Below are 24,528 nucleotides of genomic sequence, written 5' to 3' on the forward strand. Positions count from 1 at the left end.
CTGTGGACGGGAACAAACCCCCGCCCGGATGCCGTTAGGCTTCATGGTGCGCCGGGCCGCGGCAGCCCCGGGTCCCAAAATAAGCCGCTACGAGCGGCCGTGCGCCGTGAGGCGCTCCCGGTCCGGCGCACCAACTCCTCAGGTCAGCACTGCGCGAACCTACGTCAGGGTGCCCGCCCGCCAGGCGGATGCTGCGCGCTCCAGGTCCTGTGCGGTGCCGAGCAGCGCCCCGGCGCTGCGAGTGGCTGCGCTCGCACTCGGCTCGTCATACCCGTCGTGGTCGTCGGCACGATGCGCGCGCCCGATCGACGTCACCCGGCAGAACGCCGCCGCCCGCTCCAGCGCCACCGCCAGGTCACCGTCGAAGACACCTGTCAGGATCGCGTCGACCAGCCCCCGCAACGCGTCCGGTGACGGCGGCTCCGCCGCGCCCGCCACCGCGTGCTGCACGTCCGCGTGGTGCCGTCCCAGGTCGTAATCGATGGCCGCGCCGACGGCGTCGCGCCGCACCGACTCGTGGATGGCGTAGAGCCGCCAGAGCGCACCCGGCAGACTGACCGGAGGCTGCGCGGCCCAGAGCTGCGCGACGGTTGCCATACCGAGCTCGTCGACCAGCCGCACCAAGCGGCGCGTCACGTCGGGATCGTGCGTGGCACGGCCGGTCCCGACCAGGACGGCCGCCGACTCGTGCGCAATCTCGGAGACCTCGGCCGGATCGACCCCGCCGGATGCGTGCGCGTCGAGCGCGCCGGGGCTGAACATCGCCGGACGCCGCGGTCGCCGATCGCCGTTGCTGGGGTTCACCATCACGCTCCCTCTCTCGCTCGCCTTCCACCGTAAGCGACGAACCTAATCGAGTCGGTTCAGGCCGAGGACGACGATCACCGCCTGCCCGGCGGCGTCACTGGCGGCGAGGTCGACCTCCGCATCGATGCCCCAATCGTGGTCGCCCTCAGGATCGTCGACGACCTGGCGCACCTGCCACTTGTCCTTGCCGCCGCGCTCGATGCGCAGGTATGCCGGGCCACGCGCGTCCGCGTCCGTGCGCATCTCGTCGTGGTCGGCGTAGTAGGCAGAGAGGTCGTCCTCCCAAGCGGATTCGTCCATGACGATCTCGGTCCGCGGATCGGTGGACGCGGCGACGGACCGCTCCAGCTCAGCGAGCGCAGCCACGTCCCGTCGCGCCGCCAGCTGCAGCCGGTGGAACATGCCCCGCCGGATCTGGATGCCGAACGCCTTGCCGGTGGTGATCGATCGCGGGGTGTGCACCAGCGCGGCCTGCCGCTCTTCGTGCAGGGCCGGGTTGACCAGCTCCTCCCACTCGTCCAGCAGGCTGGAGTCGGTCTGCCGGATGACCTCGCCGAGCCACTCGATCAGGTCGTCCAGCTCGGTGGTCTTGGCGTTGTCCGGCACGGTCTGCCGCAGCGTGCGATAGGCGTCGGACAGGTAGCGCAGCACGATGCCCTCGGAGCGGGCGATCTCGTAGTAGCGCACCAGATCGCCGAAGCTCCAACCGTTTTCGTACATCTCGCGCACGACGGACTTCGGCGAGAGCGCCTGCTCCCCCACCCACGGCTGATGTGTCCGGTAGGTCTCGAACGCCGCGTCCAGCAGGCCGGCGAGGGGTTGCGGCCAGGTGATGTCCTCCAGCAGTTCCATGCGTTCGTCGTAGTCGATGCCGTCGGCCTTCATCTGCGCAACCGCCTCCCCGCGGGCCTTGCGCCGCTGGGCGAAGAGGATCGCGCGCGGGTCCTCCAGGATCGATTCGATGACCGACACGACGTCGAGGGCGTGGGTCAGCTGGTCGGTGTCCGGATTCTCGGGATCGGGGAGCACGTCGAGAGCGGCGAGCGCGAACGGCGCCAACGGCTGGTTGAGCGCGAAGCCGTCCTGCAGGTCGGCCACCAGCCGGACACCGCGCCCGTCCGGGAGCGGCTCGGGCAGCCGCTCGACAACACCCGCCGTCATCAGCTCACGGGTCAGCGTGATCGCGCGCTTTGCGAGCCGCCTGCGGCGACGCGGATCCTCGTGGTTGTCGCGGACCAGGTCGCGCACCGCGGCATACGGATCGCCTTCCCGGGCAATGAGGTTCAGCAGCATCGAGTGCGTGATCCGCATCCGGGACTGCAGCGGCTCGGGGTCGGCGTGGACCAGCTTCTCGAAGGTCTCCTCGGTGTAGTTGACGAACCCCTCGGGTGGCTTCTTGCGCTGCACCTTGCGCAGCTTCTTCGGGTCGTCACCGGCCTTGGCGAGTGCCCGGGCGTTCTCGATCTGATGCTCGGGGGCCTGCACGATGACGGTGCCGCTGGTGTCGAAGCCGGCGCGGCCGGCGCGGCCGGCGATCTGGTGGAACTCGCGAGCCTTGAGCAGCCGCTGGCGGGTCCCGTCGAACTTGGTGAGACCGGTGAAGATGACGGTGCGGATCGGCACGTTGATGCCGACTCCGAGGGTGTCGGTGCCGCAGATGACCTTCAGCAGCCCGTCCTGGGCGAGCGTTTCGACCAGCCGCCGGTATTTGGGCAGCATGCCCGCATGGTGGACGCCGATCCCGTGGCGTACCAACCGGTTGAGGGTCTTGCCGAAGCCGGCGGAGAAGCGGAAGCCGGCGATGATCTCGCCGATCCGGTCCTTCTCGATCTTGCTCAGCATGTTGACGCTCATCAGCGCCTGGGCCTGCTCCAGCGCCGCGGACTGGGTGAAGTGCACGACATACGCCGGCGCTTCCTTGGCGTAGAGCAACTCCTCGATGGTCTCGTGCAGCGGCGTCATCGCCCACGTGAACGCCAGCGGCACCGGTCGCTCGGTCCCGGCGACCGTGGCGGTCGGGCGTCCGGTGCGCTTGGTGAGTTCCTCCTCGAAGGTCGTGACATCGCCCAACGTTGCTGACATCAAGACGAATTGGGCTTGCGGCAGCTCGAGCAGCGGCACCTGCCACGCCCAGCCGCGTTCCGGCTCGGAGTAGAAGTGGAACTCGTCCATGATGACCATGCCGACGTCCGCGTGCCGGCCCTCACGCAACGCGATGTTGGCCAGCACCTCGGCCGTGCAGCAGATGACCGGCGCGTCGGCGTTGACGGAGGCGTCGCCGGTCAACATGCCGACGTTGTCGGCGCCGAAGATCTCGCACAGCGCGAAGAACTTCTCCGACACGAGCGCCTTGATCGGAGCGGTGTAGAAGCTGACCCGGTCGCCGGCGAGTGCGGCGAAGTGCGCCGCCGTTGCCACCATCGACTTTCCGGACCCGGTGGGCGTGGCAAGAATGACGTTGGCGCCCGCGAGCAGCTCGATGATCGCCTCCTCCTGGTGCGGGTAGAGCGTCAGGCCGCGCTCCCCCGCCCACTCGACGAACCGGGAGTACGTCTCGTCCGGGTCGTCGGCGTCCGGCAGGCGGTCGTAGAGATTCATGGTCCGGCCATCCTCCCAGGCGCCGTCGGTGGCCGCCGCCCGGCACATCGCGCGGTATGGCGCGCGCTCGGCATACCCGACGTCGGCAGTATGCCGATGTGACGCTCCCGCCGGCCCATGGCTAGTCTTACCGTCGCAAGCACGAGGGCCTCTAGCTCAATTGGCAGAGCTGCGGACTTTTAATCCGTAGGTTGCGGGTTCGAGCCCCGCGGGGCCCACCACTATGGCTAGCGTCCTGGTATGGCGCTCACGGAATTCGATTTCCCGTCCCACAACGGCCGCGACGCGATCAAGGCGTGGATCTACGCACCCGCCACCCCGCCGCGCGCGATCGTCCACCTCGTTCACGGCCTGGGCGAACATTCGCGTCGTTACCTGAGACTCATCGGCAAGCTACTGGACGCGGGATTCGTCGTGTGCGCCGACGACCACGTCGGGCACGGGGCGACGGCCATGGCGTCCGGGGTGTGGGCGGACAGCGGCGAGAACGGCCTGACCGCCGTCGTCGAGGACGAAGCGACGTTGCGGGAGAAGACGCTCGCGGCATACCCCGGCCTGCCCTACGTGCTCTTCGGGCACAGCTGGGGCTCGATGATCGCTCGCGCGTACGCCGCGCGCCATCCCGACCACGTCGACGTGCTGGTGCTCGGCGGCATCGCCGCCCAGATGCGCGGTCCGGAACGGATCTCGGTCGCCGACGTCGAGGCCGCGATCGGTGACACCGACGGCACGGGTGTGGCGGACGACTTCATGCCGGCGCTCTTCGCAGGCACGGTCGATCGGTATGACGACGTGCGGGGCCCGACCGACTGGGTGGCCGCCGACCGCGACGTCGTGGCCGACCACGCCGTCGACCCGCTCAACCGGTTCGGTGTGCCGATGACGTTGCGCTTCTTGCGCGACTTCCTCGACCTCTATGCCGAGGCGAACGCCGACGACTGGGCGGCCAAGATCCCGAACGACCTGCCCGTGCTGATTCTCGCCGGCGACCAGGACCCGGTCGCGAACTACGGCGAGGGCGCCTATCACGTCGCAAACCGGCTGTGGGACAGCGGAAACCGTGATGTGCGCACCAGGGTCTACACCGGCTACCGGCACGAGGTGCACAACGAACCGCCGATCAGGGACGAGGTCGCGGCGGAGATCATCGGTTTCGTCGAAGCCCATCTCGATTGAGAGGTCGCCGGGTGTCGATCGTGGTCACGAGCCGAGAACCATGAGGACCGGTCCTACAGGTGCGTTGTCCGAAACACCGCCGACAGTCGGCGCTCACGACCCCGAGCTGACCATCCGGCCCGGCAGCCGGGTCGCCCCCGCGACGAGTGCGACGAAGACCGCGGCCGCGATCGCGACACACACGCTCATCACCGCCACGTAGCCGTAGCCGTGCGGGTCCGGGTTGAGGAACGGGTAGGGATACCAGTCGCCGACCAGCGGGCCGCGAAGCAACGTGTAGGCGAGGTAGGCGAGCGGATACGCGAGCCAGCCGACGGCGGAACGGAATTGGATGGTGCGCGCCGGCAGGTCGAGCAGCCAGTCGATCACCATGGCGATCGGCACCAGGTAGTGCAACACGACGTTCGCCCACGGCAGTGGTGTGTTCACGTCGATGTTGCTGAGCAACAACGCATAGACCACGCCGGTGATCGAGATGTAGACGGTCGCCGCACCCCGTGTGAGATCGAGCCAGCGAGGCTCCGGTCCCCGCAGCTGGATGACAGCAGCAATCCCGAGCACCACCGCGACGATGATGTTGGACTGAATCGTGAAGTAACTGAAGAAGTTTCCGGCCGTGGCCGGCTGAGGGCGGCCGAGCGCCTCGACGAGCTGCGCGATCACCGTCACGACGATGAGGGCCGCGACCAGGAGCCGCACTGCGGCGTGTGCCTGCGCGATCCCGGGTGTGCGCACGTCCGGGTCGGTCCTCTGCACGCGTTCGTCGGCGGTCACGAGCATCACGGTAGACGTCGGCGGGGTATGACGGTGGGCACCGCGCGGAGAGCGCTTTCCCTCGTCAGCCGGGCGTGCGCCGGGCACCGGCCGGGGCGGTGCGCGCCGACGTCGCGCCGAGGCTGCGCGAGATGCTCCGCGCCGCCGCCCGCACCGCGGTGCCCACAGCGAGCGGCGTGAGCGCGGAATCCGTGTGCATCACCACGGAGAGCGCCGCGACGACGGTGTCGTCGCCGCCGCGGATGGGCGCCGCCACCGACACTGCGTCGGTCGTCACCTGCCGGTCACTGACCGCCATACCCGAGCGGCGAACCTCGGCCAGCACGGAGCGCAGCCGCACGGGGTCGGTCACCGTGTGTTCGGTCCATCGCCGCAGTTCGCTCTCGAGCACTTCGTGCTGTATGTCGTCGGGCGCGTGTGCCAGCAGCACCAGCCCGACACCTGTGGCGTGCAAGGCGAATCGGCCGCCGACGCGGGTGAGCACCCGGACGGCGCCGCGCCCGGCGAGGCGCTCGACATACACGACCTCGAGACCCTCGCGCACGGCGAGCTGGACGTTCTCGTGGGTGCTCTCATAGAGGTCCTCCATCACCGGCAACGCCGCCTCGCGGAGCGGCACGCCACGCGGCGCGAGCGCCGCCACTTCCCACAGCCGCAGACCGACCTCGTAGTGGCCGTCGGGAGAGCGCTCGAGCGCACCCCAGGTGACCAGATCGGTGACGATCCGGTGGGTAGTGGTCAGCGACATCCCGGCGGCGCGGCTGAGTTCGGAGAGCGTGAGCCGAGGTCGGCGCACGCTGAATGCGGCCAGCAGGTCGAGCGTTTTGCTGCTCAGCGAGCGCGGCGGATCGGACGCGGCCATCAAGAAACCTGTCTTGTCTTCCGGTGACCGGAAACAGTGTGCCACGTCACAGCCGCGGCGCAGCAGAGTCGTGGGACACCGCACGCTTTCCGAAGGAGAACCCGGATGCCGACCTGGCCCCGCAACCAGTGGTATGTCGCCGCCTATTCCGCCGAGATCGGGCACGAGCTCTTCGCTCGGACCATCTGCGGCGAGCCGCTCGTCTTCTACCGCACCACTGAGGGCGAGGTGGTCGCCCTCGAGGACCGGTGCGTGCACCGGCGATACCCGCTCTCGCAGAGCCACCTGGTCGACGACACGATCATCTGCGGATATCACGGGTTCACCTACGACCAGGGCGGGAAGTGCCTGGCCGCGCCGGGCCAGAAGCGGATCCCGCGGACGGCGAGGGTGCCCGCGTTCCGGATCGTCGAGCAGGACTCCCTGGTCTGGGTGTGGATCGGTGACGACGACCGCGCCGATGCGATCACGATCCCACGTGCGCCGTGGCTGGACTCGCCGTCATACACGACCGTGCGCGGCATGGAGCCGCTACGGGCGCGGTACGAGCTGCTCGTCGACAACCTGCTCGACCTGTCCCACGAGACCTACCTGCACGGTGGCTACATCGGCACCCCGGAGGTCGCCGAGACGCCGATCACCACGGAGGTGGACGAGGATGCGGCCGTCATCTACGTCAGCCGGCACATGGACGACGCGGAATGCCCGCCGTTCTACGCGAAATCGACCGGCATCGAGGGCCGGATCACCCGCTGGCAGGACATCGAATACCACCCGCCGTGCCTCTACCTGCTGCACAGCCGGATCGCCCCGGTGGGCGTCCTGCCGCCGGAAAGCGGCCCGGACGACCAGGCGTTCCATGTGGAAGTCGTCTACGCGATCACGCCGGAGACGGAACACTCGACTCACGACTTCTGGATGGTGGCAAGGGATTTCGCGCTCGAAGACCAGGGCGTGTCCGACTTCCTCGCCGAGAACAACCGCACGGTCGTGCTGCAGGACGTCGAGGCGCTCGACCTGCTGGAGGTCGTGGTCGAAGGCGAGAAAGAGCATTATCAGGAGTTGTCGATCAACATCGACACCGGTGGCCTGGCGGCGCGCCGGCTGCTGAAGAAGCAACGGGCTGCCGGCGACGAGGCGACCGTGGCAGAAGCACCGGTGGGCGTGTGATGACCGCCCCGCAGGACACGTCCGGTGGCGTGCCGGGTCCGGCACCGCACCGGATGCTCGACGGCCACCACGTCTTCCGCGTGGTCTCGCAGCTGAACACCGATCTGCTGGTGGGCCACTGCTGGTGCGGCGCGGCACAGTCGGCCGACGACCCGATCGAGCTGTGGACGTGGCTGCTCGCTCACCCTGACACCCACGGGGAATCCGGATGAACTCACACTCTGCGATGCCGGAGATCGAGCTCGATCTCGCGGTGGAGAAGGTCGGCACACCCGCCGACGGGGTGCGGGAGTTGGTGCTTCGTGCGCCCGCCGGGACCGAGTTGCCCTCCTGGGCACCAGGCGCACACATCGATGTGATGGCAGGCGGATTCACCCGACAGTACTCGCTGTGCGGTAAGCCGCACGATCGATCGGTATGGCGGGTGGCGGTGTTGCGCGAGTCCGACGGCCGCGGCGGCTCGGCATACCTGCACGATGCGGTGCACGAAGGTGATCTCGTGCGAGTTCGCGGACCGCGCAACCATTTTGCGCTGTCCCCCGCACCGCGCTACGTCTTCATCGCCGGTGGCATCGGGGTCACCCCGCTGCTGCCGATGATCGCCGCAGCACAGGAGGCGGGCTCGCAGTGGCTTCTGGCGTATGGCGGACGGACCCGCGCGTCCATGGCGTATGCCGAGGAGCTGCGGGCCGCGTACGGCGAGCAGGTGCAGCTGCTTCCGCAGGACGAGACCGGGCTCTTGCCCCTGGGCGAGCTGCTCGGCGAGCCCGCGGACGGCACGCTGGTCTACTGCTGCGGCCCCGAGGCGCTGCTGCTCGCTGTCGAACAACACTGCGCCGGCTGGCCGCCCGGCTCACTGCACGTGGAGCGCTTCGCACCCAAGGAACAGGGCGAGCCGCAGCGGCACGACAGCTTCGAGGTCGAACTGGCCTCGTCCGGCCGCATTTTGACGGTCCCGCCGGAACGGTCGGTCCTGTCGGTGCTCGAAGAGGCCGGCGTGGACATCCTCTCCTCCTGCACCGAGGGCACGTGCGGCACCTGCGAGACCGGCGTGCTCGCGGGCGAGGTTGATCATCGTGACTCACTCCTCACCGACGCAGAACGCGCCGCGAACGACGTCATGTTCGTGTGTGTCTCACGTGCCGCCTGCCCGCGCCTCACCTTGGACCTGTGAGGCGGGGCCGCTGGAGCGGCACGGCGCCGCGCTCACCACGTCGGCCCAGGTTCCGGTCGTCAAGGTTTGAACTCGGAAGCGCGCCCGTGCGCTCGTGGCGCCTTCGGATGGGCGAGTATGACGGGACAACTTCGCCACAACGAGGGGAACGATCCCGTGCTCGACCGGACCAGGCAGATCATGCGGGACATCCACGACGTCGATGTGTCGCTCTTCGAGGCGCTGGCCGCCACGCGCAGTTCCTCCATCGACAAGGTCATGCCCCGCTTGACCGCCGCGGCGGATCACTCGCTGTTGTGGCTGGGTATCGCCGGGGCGCTCGGCGCGACACGTGACCGTCGCGCCAAGCGGGCAGCGGTGCGCGGAGTGGTGTCCATCGCAGCCACCAGCCTGGTCGCGAATCAGGTTGCCAAGCGAGCAAATCGGCGATCCCGGCCGCCGATCAGCTCGGTACCGCTCAGTCGGCTCGCTCGACGTCAGCCGACGTCGACCAGTTTCCCCAGCGGGCACGCGGCGAGCGCCGCGGCGTTCGCCACGGCGGTCGCGCTGGAGATGCCGGTGCTGTCCGTGCCATTGCGCACCCTCGCGGGCCTGGTCGGGTTCTCCCGCGTGGCCACCGGCACCCACTACCCGTCGGACGTGGCCGCGGGCTGGCTGCTCGGCACCGTGGTCGCACAGCTGGGGGCGCGCGTGGTGCCGCCTGCGGGACCGCCGCCCGTCATACGGCGCCCTGACGTCATTCAGCAGGAGCCGCGGCCGACCGGGTCCGGTCTGGTCCTCGTGGTCAACCCAGCGGCGCACAGCGGCGAGGGAAAGCGGGTGCTGGCAAAGGTCCGGGAGGAGCTGCCGGAAGCACGGATCGTCGAACTCGCGGAAGACGACGACCTTAAGACGGTGATGCGTGAATCTGCAGCCGACGCAGCGGTGCTCGGCGTCGCGGGCGGTGACGGCACGGTGCGCACCGCGGCAAAGGCAGCCCGCGACGCGGATGTGCCGCTGGCGGTCTTCCCGGCGGGCACGTTCAACCACTTCGCCAAGGACGCCGGCTCCTACCCGTTGCGCGCGGCGATCGCGGCCGTCAAGCGGGGCACTGCCAGCAAGGTCGATCTCGCCTATCTCAACGACGAGCTCTTCCTCAACACGGCAAGCATCGGCGCCTACACCGACTTCGTCGCGATCCGTGAACGGAACGAGAAGCGCATGGGCAAGCCGCTCGCCGCCGTGTATGCCGGGGCGCGGACCCTGCTGCGGTCGCGCGCCGTCACCGTGCGGTTCGACGACCGCACTGCCGAGGTCGACCTGCTCTTCCTCGGCAACAGCGAGTACCAACCGCACGGTTTCGCGCCGAGTTTCCGCGAGCAATTGGACGACGGCCTGCTGGACCTGCGGATGCTCGACGCGTCCGGTCTCGGTGCGACGCTGACCATCCTCGCGGCGATGCTCACCGGCCGGCTCGCCCGGCACAAGCGCTATCACGAGATCCACGCTCCGTCGCTGCGGATCGAGGTGATCGACGGCGGCCCGGTGCGGATCGCACGCGATGGCGAACTCGCCGAGGAGGCCGACGTGCTCGAGTTGCGCGTCGATCGGCGAGCGCTCACGGTCTACCGGCACGACGGCGTCCTCTGACCGTGGTCCTGCCGGCCCGTTTCGCCGAGCGGGTCACACGGCGCCGGCCCCGCTGCTCAGGACGTATGACGCATCCGCGTCGGTGGCGAGTTGCGTGTCGTTGGTGGTGATCAGCACCGACGCGCCATTGTCGGCGGCCCGCCGCAGCTCGTTCAGCACGACGGCGCGGTTCTCCGCGTCCAGCGCGGAGGTGGGCTCGTCGGCGACGATCACGGCGGGCTCGTCCGCGATCGCCCGCGCCACCGCAACCCGTTGCCGCTGACCGCCGGAGATCTCGTCGATGAGGTGCTCGGCGATCGGGTCCAGACCGAAGCGGTGCAAGGCACCGGCCGCCAGCTTGGTGGCGCGCGCGTGCTCGACCCCGCGGGCGACGAGCGGCAGCATGATGTTCTCGACGACCGTGAGGGTTTCACACAACTCGTAGTCCTGCGTGACGACGGCGCACCCGGACGGGTCGATCTCGACGGTCCCTGACACCGGAAGCAGCGCGCCGCGACATACATCGACCAACGCCGACTTCCCGCTGCCCGCGTGCCCGCTGACGATCGCCAGCTGACCGTCGGCGACTTCCAGGTCCAGATCGCTGAAGATGATTGCACCCTGCGGTGTTTCAGCAGTGACCCCGGCGAGGCGGATCATGCCGGACCGCCTCCTACCGCTCGGCGCACGACGAACGTGCCCGGATCACCACCCGGCTCGATGGTGACCGGGGTGCCGTTCGGAAACTGTCCGAGAACGTCGTCGGGCAGTGGTATGGCGTCGTCGCGCACCATCACCTGGGTGTCCCCGCCGCGGGCGTCCATCCGGATACGGCCGTCGCGGATGGTGATGACGCGCGCATCCAGGGCGGTGGCGACGTCGAGGTCGTGCGTCACGGCGATCACCGTCGTGCCGAATTCCTCGTTGACCCGGAGGATGGCGTCGGTGATCGCATGCACCGCGGGTCCCGCCAGGCTGCTCGTCGGCTCGTCGGCCAACAGTACCTTCGGCCTGGTCACGATCGTGGCGGCGATCGCCGTCAGTTGCCGCGCCTCAGCCGAAATGGCCTGCAAGGGCTGGGGTCTCAGCTCCGGAGCAAGCCTGACCAGATCCAGCGCCTCATCGACAGCGATGCGGTCCCGCAGCCGGTCGGGCCAGCCGAGCTCGACGTTCTGCCGCACGGTCAGATAAGGCAACAGGTTGCGGTTCACGTCCTGCAGCAGCACCGCCAGGTCCGTCCCACGCACGTCGTCGAGCCGGCCGACCTCGGTGCCGCTCAGTTCGTGGCCCGCCACCCGAACGCGGCCGGCACTCGGCGGCGTCAGCCCGGCGAGCACGCTGAGCAGGGTGGACTTCCCGGCCCCGGACGGTCCGACGAGGGCGACGACCTCGCCCGGGTGCACGATCAGGTTGACGCCGGACAGTGCGGCGACGTCCTGACCCTCCAGCCGGTAGATCTGCACCAACCCTTCGACACTCACGACAGGCGTGCTCTGCTCCAGCGTCGTCATGCGGTGCTCCTTCCGTCGCTGCGGGCGGCGCGGACGAGCTGGGTGCCGAAGGCCGCGGCGACCAGGACCAGCAGCACGATCAGCCCGGCCGCAGCGACTGTGCCCGAAAGCCATTGGAAACCGGTCCGGGTGACCGGCTGGTCCGGCGGAGTCGACCACCACAACATCGTCCGACCGGTCAGCCACGCGGCCACCGGAGCCGTCAATACGCCGATCACACTGCCGGTCAGCGCGAGCAGCACGAACTCGCCGACCGTTGCCCGCCGCAACACTGCCCCGGGCACACCACCGGTGCGCAACGCCCGCAAGTCGCGCCGCCGGTCGGCCCGTGACGCCGCCGCGACGAGCACCACGCTGGTCAGCGCCGCCAGTACCGCCACGGCGGACACCACAATGCTGAGGTTCATCGCCCACGCGGTCGCCGTCGCGTCATACCCGGCCCGCGCCTGGCGGATGGTGCGGACATCCGTGGACCCGAACCCGGCCTTGCGCAACGCGTTTCCCAACCGAGCCAGCTGTTTCGCGTCCTGCGTCGCCGAAAAGACCTGGAACGACAGATTGTCCTGCCGGTCGCCCGCCCGCAGCATCGTCTTCAGGTCCACCACGATCGTGCGCGCACCCACCCCGGGAATGTATGGCGCTGCACCCACGACGCGATAATCACCATCGACATCGGCCATCGTCGGAGCCGAAACCGTCGATCCCACAGCAGCGTTCGTCGTCCACGTGGCCACCAGCGCGTTCGGCTCCGACACCGAACCACCGGCCCCGAGCGCCGTCCACGGCACCGGAGCCGGCAAACCGGTACGCAGCCCGATGCGCTCCATGTCCACCGGAACGACCCCGACGATCGCGTTGCTCGTCGGCGACGAGGCATTGATCTCCACCGACGGCGTGAACAGCCGATGATGCGGATCGACGGAGTTGACCGCAGCCATCAGGGACTGGCCGTTCACCGCTCCGGCGCCGACCGTCGCATGGACGAGAGCCGGCGCACCGAGATCGGCCGCGGCACGTGCGGCGCGGTTCTCCGCGCCCCGTGCAAAGACACTCACGCTGAGAGCGAACAGCGCCGAGGTGATGATCACCGTCGTCAGCGCCGTCACGGCCCCCGCTCGGCGACCCAACTGCGCCACCGCCAGCGCACCGGCGGGCCGCCGCCGGACCAGCAGGCCACGCACGAGTCGGGCAGCGACCGGCGACAGCAGCGCGCCGACAACGATCGCCACCAGGCCGGCCAACAGCACCGGGGTCACCTGCACCGGCGCACCGGTGAGATTCTTCGTCGCGGTCAGCACCACCCCGACCAGGCAGACGACGCCCACCACCGCCGCCGGCGTCGACAGCCGCACGCCGCGACGACGCGGCGGACGCGCCCGCAAGAGTGCGCTGATCGATTCCCGGGCCATGAGCCACCAGCAGAGGAACCACACCACACCGGCCAGCGACGCGACGACCACCGCAACCACCAAACACGCCCAATTCCATGCAGCCGCAGCGCTTCCCGGCAGCCAGAGGTGACGGACCAGACCGTCCACGACATACGCGAGTGCAAGCCCGCTCACCACGCCGATGACCCCTGCAGGCAAGAACTCCCGAGCCCCCAGCCGCACCACTCCGGAAGTGCCGTTGCCACGCATCTTCAACACGGCGGCCTCGCCTCGCCGCACCGTCGCGAAGTAGGACGTCACCTGCACCAGCAGGATCAGCAGGACGATGCCGAGTTGCAGCAAGAGGAACGGCAGGATCTGACCCACCTGCTCGAGGTCGACACGCGTCGCGTCATACACGGACGATAGTGATTCGAGGATCGTGACGGCGTCGCCCGCCTTCTGCTGGGTCGGGTGCATCCCGGCAACCGCGCTCGCCAAGGTGTCGGGCGTGAGCTTCGCGGCGTCCACCGGATAGGAGACGGTGTGCGAGATGCCGAGCCAGCTGACCGACGGCGGCGCGTCCTGCGTCGGCGGCAGGGGGTGGGCCGGCACCGTGCCGGCGAACGTCGCGTCGGGGGTGAGCCAGTACTCCGAGGGACCCGGGATCGCCGGCGGGGGTGGCGGCGGAACATAACCGCCCACCGCCGCGCCACCCCAGAAGGGGTCGGCGGTGGACGCGGTGAAAATACCGACCACGTGCAGGGTCTTGCGCGGGTTCAGCTGCTGGTAGTCATTGAGGTAGGCACCGACGACCGGTATGCGAGCACCGACCGTGAGCCGCGGCGCCTGGCCCGCCGCCGCGCGCGACACGATGACCTCGTTGCGTGCGGTCGGGCAGCGGCCCTCGACGAGGTGCACGTGCGCGCACTGGTCGTGCGTCGACTGCAGTCGCACCAGCACACCGTCGGGCAGGTCGGTGATGTTGACCGCCGTCGACTCCGTCGGCGGCCCGGTGACGGCACGCACCCGCGGGTCGACCGCCTGCTCCATCCGCTGCAGCGGGACGAGCACCCCCCCGCCGGACTCCAGCACCACTTGACTGCCGATGATGCCCTGTTCGTTCTCGTGGAACGACACCAAGGCATTGCTGAACGACCGCGCCAACAGCGGATCGACCGCCGCGGTCGCCACGAGCAGGCACACCGCCACCGTGAACAGGATCGCGTGGCCGAACCGATGCCGCCGCGCAATCGCCGCGAGCCCCGTCATACCGCCCCACCAGTCACCGAAAGCATCCGCCCCTCCGCTTCGCAAACCTATCGATGGCACAGCGGCGCCCGCGGCGGATCGGCTCGAAGGGCCACAGAATCGTTACCTTCCCACCCAGCCAACTTTAAACTTGACTAAGTCCAAATAATGCTCAAGGCTTGGCGGCATGGCCGATTTCGAGAGCTGCTTGCACGAGGCCGGACTGCGGGTGACCAAACCGCGGGTCGCCGTGCTCGAGGCGGTGCGCGACAACCCGCACGCTGACTCGGCAACGCTCGCCGAGACCGTCCACGACGCCCTGCCGACCGTCTCTCGGCAGGCGATCTTCGACTGCCTCAACACGTTCACCGAGACCGGCTTGGTGCGCCGTGTCCGTCCCTCCGGATCCCCGGCTCGCTACGAGATCCGGCGGGACGACAACCACCACCACCTGGTGTGCCGGTCGTGCGGCATGGTCGTCGACGTCGCGTGCTCGGTCGGCGCGGCACCGTGCCTCGAAGCATCGGACGACCACGGGTTCGTCATCGACGAGGCCGAGGTCATCTACTGGGGCTACTGCCCCGACTGTGTTACTACCCAACGGATTTCATCCGAGCGGGCCTGACGCTCGCTGCTACGAAAGGACGCCATGAGCACCACCGAAGAGCAGCCACTGGCTGAGATCAACGACAGCGACGCGGGCGGCGGCAAGTGTCCGGTGATGCACGAACTCGTGCAGCCGGCGCAGGGCGACGCCACCCAGCAGTGGTGGCCGCAGCGGCTCAACCTCAAGATCCTGGCCAAGAACCCGGCGGTTGCCAACCCGCTGGGTGAGGACTTCGACTACGCGAAGGCCTTCGAGGCTCTCGACCTGGCCGAGGTCAAGGCCGACATCGTCAACACCATGAAGACCTCGCAGGACTGGTGGCCGGCCGACTTCGGTCACTACGGCCCGCTCATGGTCCGTATGGCGTGGCACAGCGCCGGCACTTACCGCATCCAGGACGGCCGGGGCGGTGCCGGCGCCGGTCAGCAGCGGTTCGCACCGCTGAACTCCTGGCCGGACAACGTGCTGCTCGACCGCGCCCGCCGCTTGCTGTGGCCGGTCAAGAAGAAGTACGGCAAGTCCCTGTCCTGGGCCGACCTCATCGTCCTGGCCGGCAACGTCGCCATGGAGGACATGGGTTTCCAGACCTTCGGCTTCGCCGGCGGCCGCGTCGACACCTGGGAGCCGGACGACGACGTCTACTGGGGCGCCGAGACCGAGTGGCTGGGCGACAACGCACGTTACTCCGGCGAGCGTGACCTCGAAAACCCGCTGGCCGCAACGCAGATGGGCCTGATCTACGTCAACCCGGAGGGCCCGGATGCCAACCCGGACCCGTTGCTGGCCGCGCACGACATCCGCGAGACCTTCGGCCGGATGGCGATGAACGACGAGGAGACCGTCGCGCTGATCGCCGGTGGTCACACCTTCGGCAAGACCCACGGTGCGGGCGACGCTGAGCAGGTCGGCCCGGAGCCGGAGGCGGCGCCGTTCGAGCAGAACGGGCTGGGCTGGAAGTCGTCATACAAGAGCGGCAAGGGCATCGACGCCATCGGCTCGGGCCTCGAGGTCACCTGGACCTACCACCCGACCCGCTGGGACAACGAGTTCTTCCACATCCTCTACGGCTACGAGTGGGAGCTGTTCAAGTCCCCGTCCGGCGCCAACCAGTGGCGCCCGGTCAACGGCGGCGGTGCCGACATGGTGCCGGAGTCGCAGGGCGACGGCCGGCGCGAACCGCGCATGCTGACCACTGACCTGGCACTGCGCTTCGACCCGGAGTACGGCAAGATCTCCAAGCGGTTCCTGGACGACCCGGAGGCGTTCGCCGACGCCTACGCTCGCGCATGGTTCAAGCTGACCCACCGCGACATGGGTCCGGTGACCCGCTACCGCGGCCCCGAGGTGCCGGCCGAGGAGCTCCTCTGGCAGGACCCGATCCCCGCTGCCGAGGCACCGAGCGCCGACGCGATCGCCGCCGCCAAGCAGCAGATCGCCGACGCCGGCTTCTCGGTCTCCGAGTTGGTCAAGACCGCCTGGGCGGCTGCCGGTTGCTACCGCAACTCGGACAAGCGCGGCGGCGCCAACGGTGCGCGCCTGCGCCTGGAGCCGCAGAAGGGCTGGGCTGCCAACGACCCGGGTGTCACCGGTCCGGTCGTCGCAAAGCTGGAGCAGATCGCTGCTGCGACAGGCGTTTCCGTCGCCGACGCGATCGTCCTCGCCGGCAACCTGGGCGTCGAGCAGGCGGCCAAGGCCGCCGGGTATGACGTGCAGGTGCCGTTCACGCCGGGCCGCGGCGACGCGACCCAGGAGCAGACCGACGTCGAGTCGATGGGCTACCTCGAGCCGAAGATCGACGCGTTCCGCAACTATGTCGAGACGGAGCCGAAGGCACCGCTCGAGTACCACCTGGTGGATCGGGCCAACCTGCTCAACCTGTCGACGCCGGAGATGACCGTGCTGCTCGGCGGTCTGCGGGTGCTCGGCGCCAACACCGGCGGCAACAAGGCCGGTGTGCTGACCGATCGGGAGGGCCTGCTGACGAACGACTTCTTCGTCAACTTGCTGGCCATGACCACCGACTGGCAGCCGGGCAACAAGGCCGGCACCTATGTCGGCACCGGACCCGACGGCCAGACCTGGACCGGCACCCGTGCCGACCTGGCGTTCAGCGCCAACTCCGAGCTGCGCGCGGTCGCCGAGGTATACGCCTCCGACGACGCAGCCGAGAAGTTCGTCAACGACTTCGTCGCCGCGTGGGCGAAGGTCATGGACAACGACCGGTTCGACGTGCGTCGCTGACCCGCGCCCGGCTCGGCCCGGTCCGCTCCTGATCGAGCGGACCGGTTGCGGATCGAGCGGACACGTTACGCACCGAGAGGACCAGCAAATCGCACTGATTTGCTGGTCCTCTCGCGTCGTTTGTGTCCCCTCCGTCCGTAGGTTGACCTCTCGCTGAGTGCTCCGGTCGGCGGAACCCGAGGTGGATTACGCTCTCGGCCCATGTGGCCATCCCGGAGCAAGCTGTCGATCACCGCGCTGGCAGCCGCGGCAGTCGCGCTCGCGGGCTGCTCGAGCTCGTCGAGCGGGCCAGCGCGATCGCTTCCGGCGACGTCTGCGCCGTCTGCCGTGACGGCCACCTCGACGGGCACCGCCTCGTCCTCCGCGGCGGCCTCGGTCGAGTCCGAGTCGCCATCCCCCGCCGCGTCGAGTTCGACGCCTCGAGCGAAGGTGCAGCCCGGTTCCGTGACGATCGCCGTCTCCGGCGACGAGATCCCGCATCCGGCGGTGCTGGCCGCGGCGCGGAGCGGCAGCGGCTGGGACTTCGGGCCGATATTCGCGCAGGTCGCGCCCGTCATACGGTCCGCCGACGTCGCCATCTGTCAGCTGGAGACTCCGCTCGGCGCGACCGGCGGCAACCTGAGTCACGGCTTCGTCATGGGCGCACCAGCGGCGTTCGCGACCGGCCTGCGCGACGCCGGCTTCGACGGATGCAGCACGGCGAACAACCACACCTTCGACCAGGGCCTCGCCGGAGTGCGTGACACCCGCAGGATCATGGCCGCGGCCGGCCTCCAGGCGGCCGGGCCCGCGTCGGACGCGACCCATCCCGGACAGCCGGCGTTCTACCGGGCGAAGGGCTTCACCATCGCGCAGCTGTCCTATTCCTACACGCTGGACAACACGGTCGGCGACACCCGGCACGTCCCGGCCACCGCACCATGGACCGCTCGCAACGTGTATGACGTGACCGGCGTCGCCGGGATCGAGGCCGACGCGCGCGCCGCGCGCGCGGATGGCGCGGATCTGGTGCTCCTGTCGATGCACTGGGGCGAGGAGCAGGCCGCGAAACCCACTGCGGAACAACGCCGTTTCGCGCGTGAGCTGTTGTCGTCCGGCACCGTCGACTACATCATCGGCAACCACCCGCACGTCGTGCAGCCGTGCCAGCGGGTCGACGGCCGGATGGTCAACTACAGCCTGGGCAACGCGCTGTCGGATCAGACCGCCGGCATCGTCGCGTATGGCGGCACCCGGTCGACGCAGGCGGCCCAGGACGGGATGATCGCACTGGTGACGTTCCGGCGTGATGCCGCGGGTCACATCACGTCGACCGAGCGGTTCCAGCCCACGCGGGTCGACCGGGCGCACGGCTACGTCATACGCCTCGTGACGAGGGCGTCGGATCCGGCATCGTGGGAGCGGACGACCTCCGTCGTCGCCTCCGGCGGCAACAGCTGTGGCGCGAAACCGGTGGACTGAGGCCGAAATTCGCTTGCTCCGCGTCGTCCTCTCCTCGAGGATCGGTCGTATGCCGCTCCCCGCCGAGCCCGATGCGCGCCGCACGCTGGACGCCCTACCCGGGATCCGTTGGCGTTCCTTCCAGCGCGAGGACCTACCGGCGATCGCGGCGTTCTACACCGAGTGCGAGACGTATGACGCCAAACCCGAGCGGACGTCGCTCGTCATACTCCAGGAGTTCTGGGACTCACCTCGCTCGGTGCCGGAGGAGGACACGCTCGTCGGACGCGATCCGGACGGACGGGTGATCGCGACCGCCTGGTCCGGTTGCAACCGTGCCGTCACCGAACGACGAAACGTATTCCTGGGCGGCGCTGTTCACCCGGACCGGCGACGGGAGGGTATCGGAACCGCCGTCCTGCAATGGGAACTCGCGCACGGGCTGGCCTGGGACGAGGCATCGCGCCGGGACGATTTCGGACCCCTGGTGATGCGGCTCCACGCACCTACCGATCAAGCGGATGTACGCCGCCTCGCGACGCGACACGATCTCGCCGTCGAACGCTATTTCTTAGAGATGTCGCGCCCGCTCGGCACGCCGATCTCCGCACCGACGGTCCCCGGCATCCGGCTCGCCGACTGGCATCCGGCACGTAGCGCCGAGGTGCACCAGATGACCGACGAGGCGTTCCGCGACCACTGGGGACACGTCGACAGCACGCCGGAGATGTGGCAGGAAGGCATCGACTCGCACGCCTTCCGCCCGGAATGGACGGTGCTGGCGATCGACGACGCGACCGACCGGGTGATCGGTGCGGCGATGAACTTCGCCTGGGAGCAGGACTGGGAGCCGCAGGGCCACACCGAGGGCTACACCGACCTGCTGGGCGTCCTGCGCAGCCACCGCGGTCGCGGCGTCGCGGCAGCGCTGCTGCTCGAATCCATGCACCGCTTCAGGGAATCCGGCATGCAAGCCGCCGGTCTCGGTGTCGACGCGGCGAACCGTTCCGGAGCGTTACGGCTCTACGAGAAGCTGGGCTATGTCCGCACGTCGAGCAGTTGTGTGCACCAGCTGACGCGTCCGTGACGCGCCGTCTGGTGGCGTGTGCGTGCGCGAGCAAGGCGGCACCGATCGGCGAGAACTCTTCGCCGTGCTCGACGCCCGGATCGCGCTGCCACCACACCTGGTGCGGCTAACCGGCACCGACGAGGGCGATTCGGTACCGTCCGCCTGAGTAACTGCGCCGCGGCTCCTCCCCCGGTCGAGCGCCACGACCGAGCAGGCATGATGGAGACCATGGCTCGCGACGTGACCGGCACCTATCGGCTGCAGCTGCATGCAGGGTTCACCTTCGCGGATGCAGCGACCCAACTGGACTACCTTGCCGCGCTCGGGGTTTCGCACGTCTATCTCTCGCCGATCCTGCAAGCGGCGCCGGGTTCGATGCACGGGTATGACGTCGTCGACCACTCCCGGATCAGCGAGGAGCTGGGCGGCCGCGGCGCGTTCGAGCAGTTCGCGACCGCCGCCCACAGTCGGGGGCTCGGCATCATCGTCGACGTGGTGCCCAATCACATGGCGATCACGGCACCCGAGTCACTCAACAAGCAGCTGTGGGAGCTGCTCCGGGACGGTCGCGATGCGAGCACCGCGCACTGGTTCGACGTGGACTGGAAGGCCGGCGGTGGCCGGATCGTGTTGCCGTTCCTCGGCAATCCGCTGCCCGAGGTGCTCGCCGCGGGCGAGATCGAACTCGACCGCTCCGGCGACGAGCCGGTGCTGCGTTACTACGACCACGAATGGCCGCTCTCCGTCGGCACCGACACCACGGACGACGTCGCCGAACTGCTGGAGCGGCAGCACTACCGGCTCGCGCACTGGCGCGCCAAGGACGAGGTGCTCAACTACCGGCGTTTCTTCGACGTCGACACCCTGATCGCCATTCGCGTCGAGGAGCACGACGTCTTCGACGCGACCCACGCGTTGCTGCTGGAGCTGAACGACGACGGGCTGATCGACGGCTTCCGCATCGACCACCCGGACGGCCTCGCCGACCCCACCGGCTATCTGGAACGCCTGTCGGAGAAGCGATCTCGGGGCACGAAGGTCTGGATCGAGAAGATCCTCGAACCGGGCGAATCACTGCCACGCGGCTGGAAGTGCGCCGGCACGACCGGGTATGACGCGCTGCGCGTGCTGCAGTCCGCGCTCACCGATGCCGACACCGCTCCCACCCTCCACGCGACCTGGACGGCGACCGGTGGAGACCCGGACTACGCGCATTCGGTGGACGTTGCCAAACGCCAGGTGGTCGGTGGATCGCTGCAGCCCGAGCTGCAGCGGCTGACCCGGCGGGCCGCGGAGGCGCTGCCCCAGCTGGACCGGGAACGGCTGCGCGAGGCGATCGTCGAATTCCTGGTGGCCAGCCCCGTCTATCGCGCCTACGTACGACCGGGACACCGCACCTCGAGCATCGCCCACGAATTGTTGGAGGAGGTGCACGCGGCGGCCCTCGCAGCGCGACCCGACCTGAAGGCCGAGCTCGACGCGCTGCTGCCGCTCGCGCTGCTCACCGACGACAACCCGTCGGCCCTGGACTTCGGCGTCCGACTGCAGCAGACGTGGGGACCGGTGATGGCGAAGGGAATCGAGGACACGACCTTCTACCGCTGGGCTGAATTCATCGCCATGAACGAGGTCGGCAGCGATCCGAGCCGGGTGAGTGAGTCCGCGGCGGACGACCTGCACACCTGGAGCACCCAGCAACAGTCGCAGTGGCCGCACACCATGACCACCCTCTCCACCCACGACACCAAACGCAGCGAGGACGTCCGGGCCCGGCTCATCGCCGTCGCGGGCGATCCGCAAGCCTGGCAGGCTGTTTCACGCGCTGCGAGCGAGGCTGCGAAGTCGGCCGGGATCGATCCGCGCACGGCTCACTTCGTCTGGCAGACCCTGCTCGGCGCCGGACCGATCAGTGACGACCGCCTGCGCGGTTATCTGGCGAAAGCCCTGCGCGAGGCGGATCTGAAGACGACGTGGATCGATCCCGATCCGGCGTACGAGGAACGGGTCATCGACCTCGCGCTCGCGGCGGCGGCTGACGGGGCTGTTCACGACGCCGTCGCGACGGCGATCGCCCGCAACGGCAGCGCGATTCGGGCAATCACGCTGGGCGCGAAGCTGCTGCAGCTCACCATGCCCGGCGTCCCCGACATCTACCAGGGCACCGAGCTCGTCGATCTCTCCCTGGTCGACCCGGACAACCGACGGCCGGTCGACTTCGACGCGCGTGCCGAACTGCTGACGACTGAGGACGCCTCCGGGCTGGACGCCGAGAAGCTGCGTGTCGTGACCGCGGCGTTGCACGCGCGGCGCCAGCATCCCCGCACGTTCGGCGCTGAATCCACTTACCGTCCAGTGCTTTCCAGCTCGGAGCACCTCCTCGGCTTCAGCCGGTCCGCCCCACCCGGACGCCTCACCGGCGCGATCGGTCGCGGCGGCCGCGAGACCTTCGTGACCCTGGCGACTCGGGCACCGGCACGGCTCGGGCGGTCGGGCGGCTGGGCCGACGCCACGGTCGACCTGCCGCGCGGTGAGTGGCGCAATCACCTCGCCGACAGCACGCTCAGCAGCGACGGCAGTCTCGCCGTCGCTGACGTCCTCGGCGACTCGCCGGTGGCACTCCTGGAGCACCTGTCATGACGAGCTTCGCGGTCTGGGCGCCCCAGGCCGAGCACAACGTCGAGCTCGCGCTCCGCGACCAGCGGCTGCCGATGCAGCGCGACGGTGATTGGTGGCGCGCGACCGCCGACGCGTCCCCGGGTGACCGCTACGGCTTCGTGCTCGACGGCGCCGAGGACGAGCGACCCGACCCTCGGTCGTTGTCCCAGCCGGACGGCCCGCACGAGCGGTCGGCAGTCGTCGAGCTGGACTCCCACGACTGGACCGACGCGGACTGGGCCGGGATGCCGATGCAGGACGCGGTCATCTACGAGCTCCACATCGGCACGTTCACCCCCGAAGGCACCTTCGACAGCGCGATCGGGAAGCTGGATCACCTTGCCGCACTGGGCGTTTCGTTGGTCGAGGTGATGCCGGTCGCGTGCTTCCCCGGCACTCGTGGCTGGGGGTACGACGGCGTGGCGCCATACGCCGTCCATGAGGTGTATGGCGGGGCCGCTGCCTGTCAGCGGTTCGTCGACGCGTGCCACGCCCGCGGCATCGGCGTGCTACTGGACGTGGTCTACAACCACCTCGGTCCGAGCGGCAACTACCTGCCCGAGTTCGGTCCCTACTTCACCGACCACTACTCCACCCCCTGGGGCACGGCGGTCAACCTGGACGGCCCGGACAGCGACGAGGTGCGCGCCTACTTCATCGACAACGCGTTGATGTGGTTGCGTGACTTCCATTTCGACGGGCTGCGCCTCGACGCCGTGCACGAGCTGCACGACGGACGTGCCGTGCACTTCCTCGAAGAGCTCGCGGCCCGGGTCGACGAGCTCTCCGCAGAGCTCGGCCGGCCGCTGACGCTGATCGCCGAGTCGGATCGCAACGACCCGCGCACGGTGGTTCCGCGGGACGACTCCGGTGCCGGACTGGGTCTGACCGGTCAGTGGTCGGACGACATACATCACGCGCTGCACGTGACGTTGACCGGCGAAGACCACGGCTATTATGCCGATTTCGCCGATCCGGAGGCCCTCGGCAAGGTGCTCCGGACACCGTTCTTCCACGACGGCACGTGGTCCAGCTTCCGGCGACGGCACCACGGACGACCGGTGGACCTCGACCGCACACCGGCGTGGCGTTTCGTCGCGTCGTTGCAGACCCACGACCAGGTCGGCAACCGAGCGACCGGCGACCGGCTCTCCCAGCTGGTCAGCCCGGGACGCCTTGCCGGCGGTGCAGCTCTGCTGCTCACCTCGCCCTACACGCCGATGCTGTTCATGGGCGAGGAGTGGGGCGCGTCGACGCCGTGGCAGTACTTCACCGATCACCACGAGGCGGATCTCGCGCGGGCCGTGTCGGAGGGCCGGCGCAGGGAGTTCTCGACGCACGGCTGGGGCGTGGAGGTGCCCGACCCGCAAGCGGTTTCGACGTTCGCTCATTCCAAACTGGACTGGACGGAGCCCGCCGAGGGTGACCACGCCCAGCTGCTGGAGTGGTACACCACCCTGATCCGGTTGCGGCGCGAGACGGCGGCGTTTCGCCAGGCGGACGTCACGCAGGTGCGACGCGACGGCATGACCATCGTCGCCCGGCGCGGCGACCATGCGGTGGTGATCAACCTCGGCAGCTACGACGCAGCGCTGCCCGGCGAGGTCGTGGCGGCGTTCGGCACCGTGACCGGTGGCCACGACGTGCCGGTCACCGTCGGCCCGGACTCGGTGGCGGTCGTCAGAACGCCACAATGAGAACGTTGCTCGTTCTGCACCACTCCCCCACACCACGGCTGCGCTCGCTGCTCGACGCCGTGCTCGCGGGAGCCCGTCATGAGGATCTGCCTCCGGTCGGTATACACGTCGTCGAGGCACTGTCGGTCACCGTCGACGACTTCCTGACCGCAGATGGCTATCTGCTCGGCACACCTGCGAACTTCGGCTACATGTCGGGTGCCATGAAGCACGCGTTCGACTCGACCTACGACGACACCCGCGGCAAGATCTCCCGGCGTCCCTACTCCTTCTGGATCCACGGCCGGTCCGACACCACCGGCGCCCGGCGTTCGCTGGAATCGGTCGCCACCGGCCTCGAGTGGCGGCTCGTCGCCGAGCCCGTGGAGATCCTCCGCGTCGAGTCCGCCGACCAGCGGGCGGCGCTCACCGAGCTCGGCGGCACCCTCGCCGCCCTGGTCGCGGACGGCAGTTGACACCGACCGTCGGCACGAGGCGAGTGTCGGTGGAGAAACTCGGGTGACGGCTGTCGGTGCGGC

At 69.1% G+C, this 24,528-nt stretch carries 20 protein-coding genes and 1 tRNA gene; 14 read left to right on the forward strand and 7 right to left on the reverse strand.

The genetic code is table 11. The annotated features are described in order from the left end of the window. Positions 1–159 precede the first annotated feature (159 nt). Both ACN8HC_RS07770 and ACN8HC_RS07775 read right to left on the reverse strand, forming a co-directional pair. Positions 160–807, reverse strand: a complete 648-nt coding sequence (locus ACN8HC_RS07770) for a hypothetical protein (RefSeq protein ID WP_490074257.1) — start codon at positions 805–807, stop codon at positions 160–162. A 42-nt stretch (positions 808–849) separates the two neighbouring features. After that, a complete protein-coding gene (locus tag ACN8HC_RS07775) occupies positions 850–3,405 on the reverse strand; it encodes a DEAD/DEAH box helicase (protein WP_490074258.1) in 2,556 nt (851 codons plus the stop codon). 145 nt (positions 3,406–3,550) lie between these two features. On the opposite strand from ACN8HC_RS07775, the gene ACN8HC_RS07780 reads away from it, so the two are divergent. Further along, positions 3,551–3,626 (forward strand) — tRNA-Lys (locus tag ACN8HC_RS07780). A gap of 19 nt (positions 3,627–3,645) precedes the next feature. After that, the gene (locus ACN8HC_RS07785) at positions 3,646–4,581 is read left to right on the forward strand and encodes an alpha/beta fold hydrolase (protein WP_490074259.1); all 936 of its coding nucleotides are present in this window, start codon (positions 3,646–3,648) and stop codon (positions 4,579–4,581) included. A 93-nt stretch (positions 4,582–4,674) separates the two neighbouring features. Here the strand turns inward: ACN8HC_RS07785 and ACN8HC_RS07790 are convergent, their stop codons facing one another. Beyond that, on the reverse strand, positions 4,675–5,355 hold the full coding sequence (locus ACN8HC_RS07790; RefSeq protein ID WP_490074260.1) for a Pr6Pr family membrane protein: 681 nt from the start codon (positions 5,353–5,355) through the stop codon (positions 4,675–4,677). A gap of 64 nt (positions 5,356–5,419) precedes the next feature. After that, entirely contained in the window at positions 5,420–6,217 is a 798-nt protein-coding gene (locus tag ACN8HC_RS07795; protein WP_490074261.1) for an IclR family transcriptional regulator, read from the reverse strand. A 105-nt stretch (positions 6,218–6,322) separates the two neighbouring features. On the opposite strand from ACN8HC_RS07795, the gene ACN8HC_RS07800 reads away from it, so the two are divergent. From ACN8HC_RS07800 to ACN8HC_RS07815, 4 genes are all read left to right on the forward strand, one after another. Further along, entirely contained in the window at positions 6,323–7,387 is a 1,065-nt protein-coding gene (locus ACN8HC_RS07800) for a Rieske 2Fe-2S domain-containing protein (protein ID WP_490074262.1), read from the forward strand. Then, positions 7,387–7,599: a hypothetical protein gene (locus tag ACN8HC_RS07805; protein WP_490074263.1), complete on the forward strand. Its 213-nt coding sequence runs from the start codon at positions 7,387–7,389 to the stop codon at positions 7,597–7,599. The genes ACN8HC_RS07800 and ACN8HC_RS07805 overlap by 1 nt, the downstream gene beginning before the upstream one ends. Then, positions 7,596–8,561 (forward strand): PDR/VanB family oxidoreductase, encoded by a 966-nt coding sequence (locus ACN8HC_RS07810; protein ID WP_490074264.1) that lies wholly within the window; start codon positions 7,596–7,598, stop codon positions 8,559–8,561. The genes ACN8HC_RS07805 and ACN8HC_RS07810 overlap by 4 nt, the downstream gene beginning before the upstream one ends. Before the next feature lie 117 nt (positions 8,562–8,678). Then, positions 8,679–10,190 (forward strand): bifunctional phosphatase PAP2/diacylglycerol kinase family protein, encoded by a 1,512-nt coding sequence (locus tag ACN8HC_RS07815; RefSeq protein WP_490074265.1) that lies wholly within the window; start codon positions 8,679–8,681, stop codon positions 10,188–10,190. 33 nt (positions 10,191–10,223) lie between these two features. Here the strand turns inward: ACN8HC_RS07815 and ACN8HC_RS07820 are convergent, their stop codons facing one another. From ACN8HC_RS07820 to ACN8HC_RS07830, 3 genes are read right to left on the reverse strand one after another with little or no spacing between them, the layout of a single operon-like run. Beyond that, a complete protein-coding gene (locus ACN8HC_RS07820; RefSeq protein ID WP_490074266.1) occupies positions 10,224–10,829 on the reverse strand; it encodes an ATP-binding cassette domain-containing protein in 606 nt (201 codons plus the stop codon). Further along, positions 10,826–11,680: an ABC transporter ATP-binding protein gene (locus ACN8HC_RS07825; RefSeq protein ID WP_490074267.1), complete on the reverse strand. Its 855-nt coding sequence runs from the start codon at positions 11,678–11,680 to the stop codon at positions 10,826–10,828. The genes ACN8HC_RS07820 and ACN8HC_RS07825 overlap by 4 nt, the downstream gene beginning before the upstream one ends. Further along, positions 11,677–14,322, reverse strand: a complete 2,646-nt coding sequence (locus ACN8HC_RS07830) for an FtsX-like permease family protein (protein WP_490074268.1) — start codon at positions 14,320–14,322, stop codon at positions 11,677–11,679. The genes ACN8HC_RS07825 and ACN8HC_RS07830 overlap by 4 nt, the downstream gene beginning before the upstream one ends. A 166-nt stretch (positions 14,323–14,488) precedes the next feature. Here ACN8HC_RS07830 and ACN8HC_RS07835 point away from each other — a divergent pair, with 166 nt between their 5' ends. The 8 genes from ACN8HC_RS07835 to ACN8HC_RS07870 all read left to right on the forward strand — a co-directional run bounded on the left by ACN8HC_RS07835 (position 14,489) and on the right by ACN8HC_RS07870 (position 24,465). Beyond that, complete coding sequence (locus tag ACN8HC_RS07835; RefSeq protein WP_490074269.1) at positions 14,489–14,926, forward strand: Fur family transcriptional regulator; 438 nt, start codon at positions 14,489–14,491, stop codon at positions 14,924–14,926. 24 nt (positions 14,927–14,950) lie between these two features. Continuing rightward, a complete protein-coding gene (gene katG / locus ACN8HC_RS07840) occupies positions 14,951–17,149 on the forward strand; it encodes a catalase/peroxidase HPI (RefSeq protein ID WP_490074270.1) in 2,199 nt (732 codons plus the stop codon). Between the two features lie 444 nt (positions 17,150–17,593). After that, a complete protein-coding gene (locus ACN8HC_RS07845; protein ID WP_490074271.1) occupies positions 17,594–18,610 on the forward strand; it encodes a CapA family protein in 1,017 nt (338 codons plus the stop codon). A gap of 49 nt (positions 18,611–18,659) precedes the next feature. Further along, on the forward strand, positions 18,660–19,676 hold the full coding sequence (locus ACN8HC_RS07850; RefSeq protein WP_490074272.1) for a GNAT family N-acetyltransferase: 1,017 nt from the start codon (positions 18,660–18,662) through the stop codon (positions 19,674–19,676). Positions 19,677–19,698: 22 nt separating this feature from the next. Continuing rightward, positions 19,699–19,824, forward strand: a complete 126-nt coding sequence (locus ACN8HC_RS07855) for a hypothetical protein (protein WP_490074273.1) — start codon at positions 19,699–19,701, stop codon at positions 19,822–19,824. 62 nt (positions 19,825–19,886) lie between these two features. Next, positions 19,887–22,295, forward strand: a complete 2,409-nt coding sequence (gene treY, locus ACN8HC_RS07860; protein WP_490074274.1) for a malto-oligosyltrehalose synthase — start codon at positions 19,887–19,889, stop codon at positions 22,293–22,295. Next, entirely contained in the window at positions 22,292–24,010 is a 1,719-nt protein-coding gene (treZ, locus tag ACN8HC_RS07865) for a malto-oligosyltrehalose trehalohydrolase (RefSeq protein WP_490074275.1), read from the forward strand. Before treY ends, treZ begins: the two co-directional genes overlap by 4 nt. After that, the gene (locus tag ACN8HC_RS07870) at positions 24,007–24,465 is read left to right on the forward strand and encodes a flavodoxin family protein (protein WP_490074276.1); all 459 of its coding nucleotides are present in this window, start codon (positions 24,007–24,009) and stop codon (positions 24,463–24,465) included. Before treZ ends, ACN8HC_RS07870 begins: the two co-directional genes overlap by 4 nt. Positions 24,466–24,528 lie beyond the last annotated feature (63 nt).

Source organism: Flexivirga sp. YIM B11880, assembly GCF_058148645.1.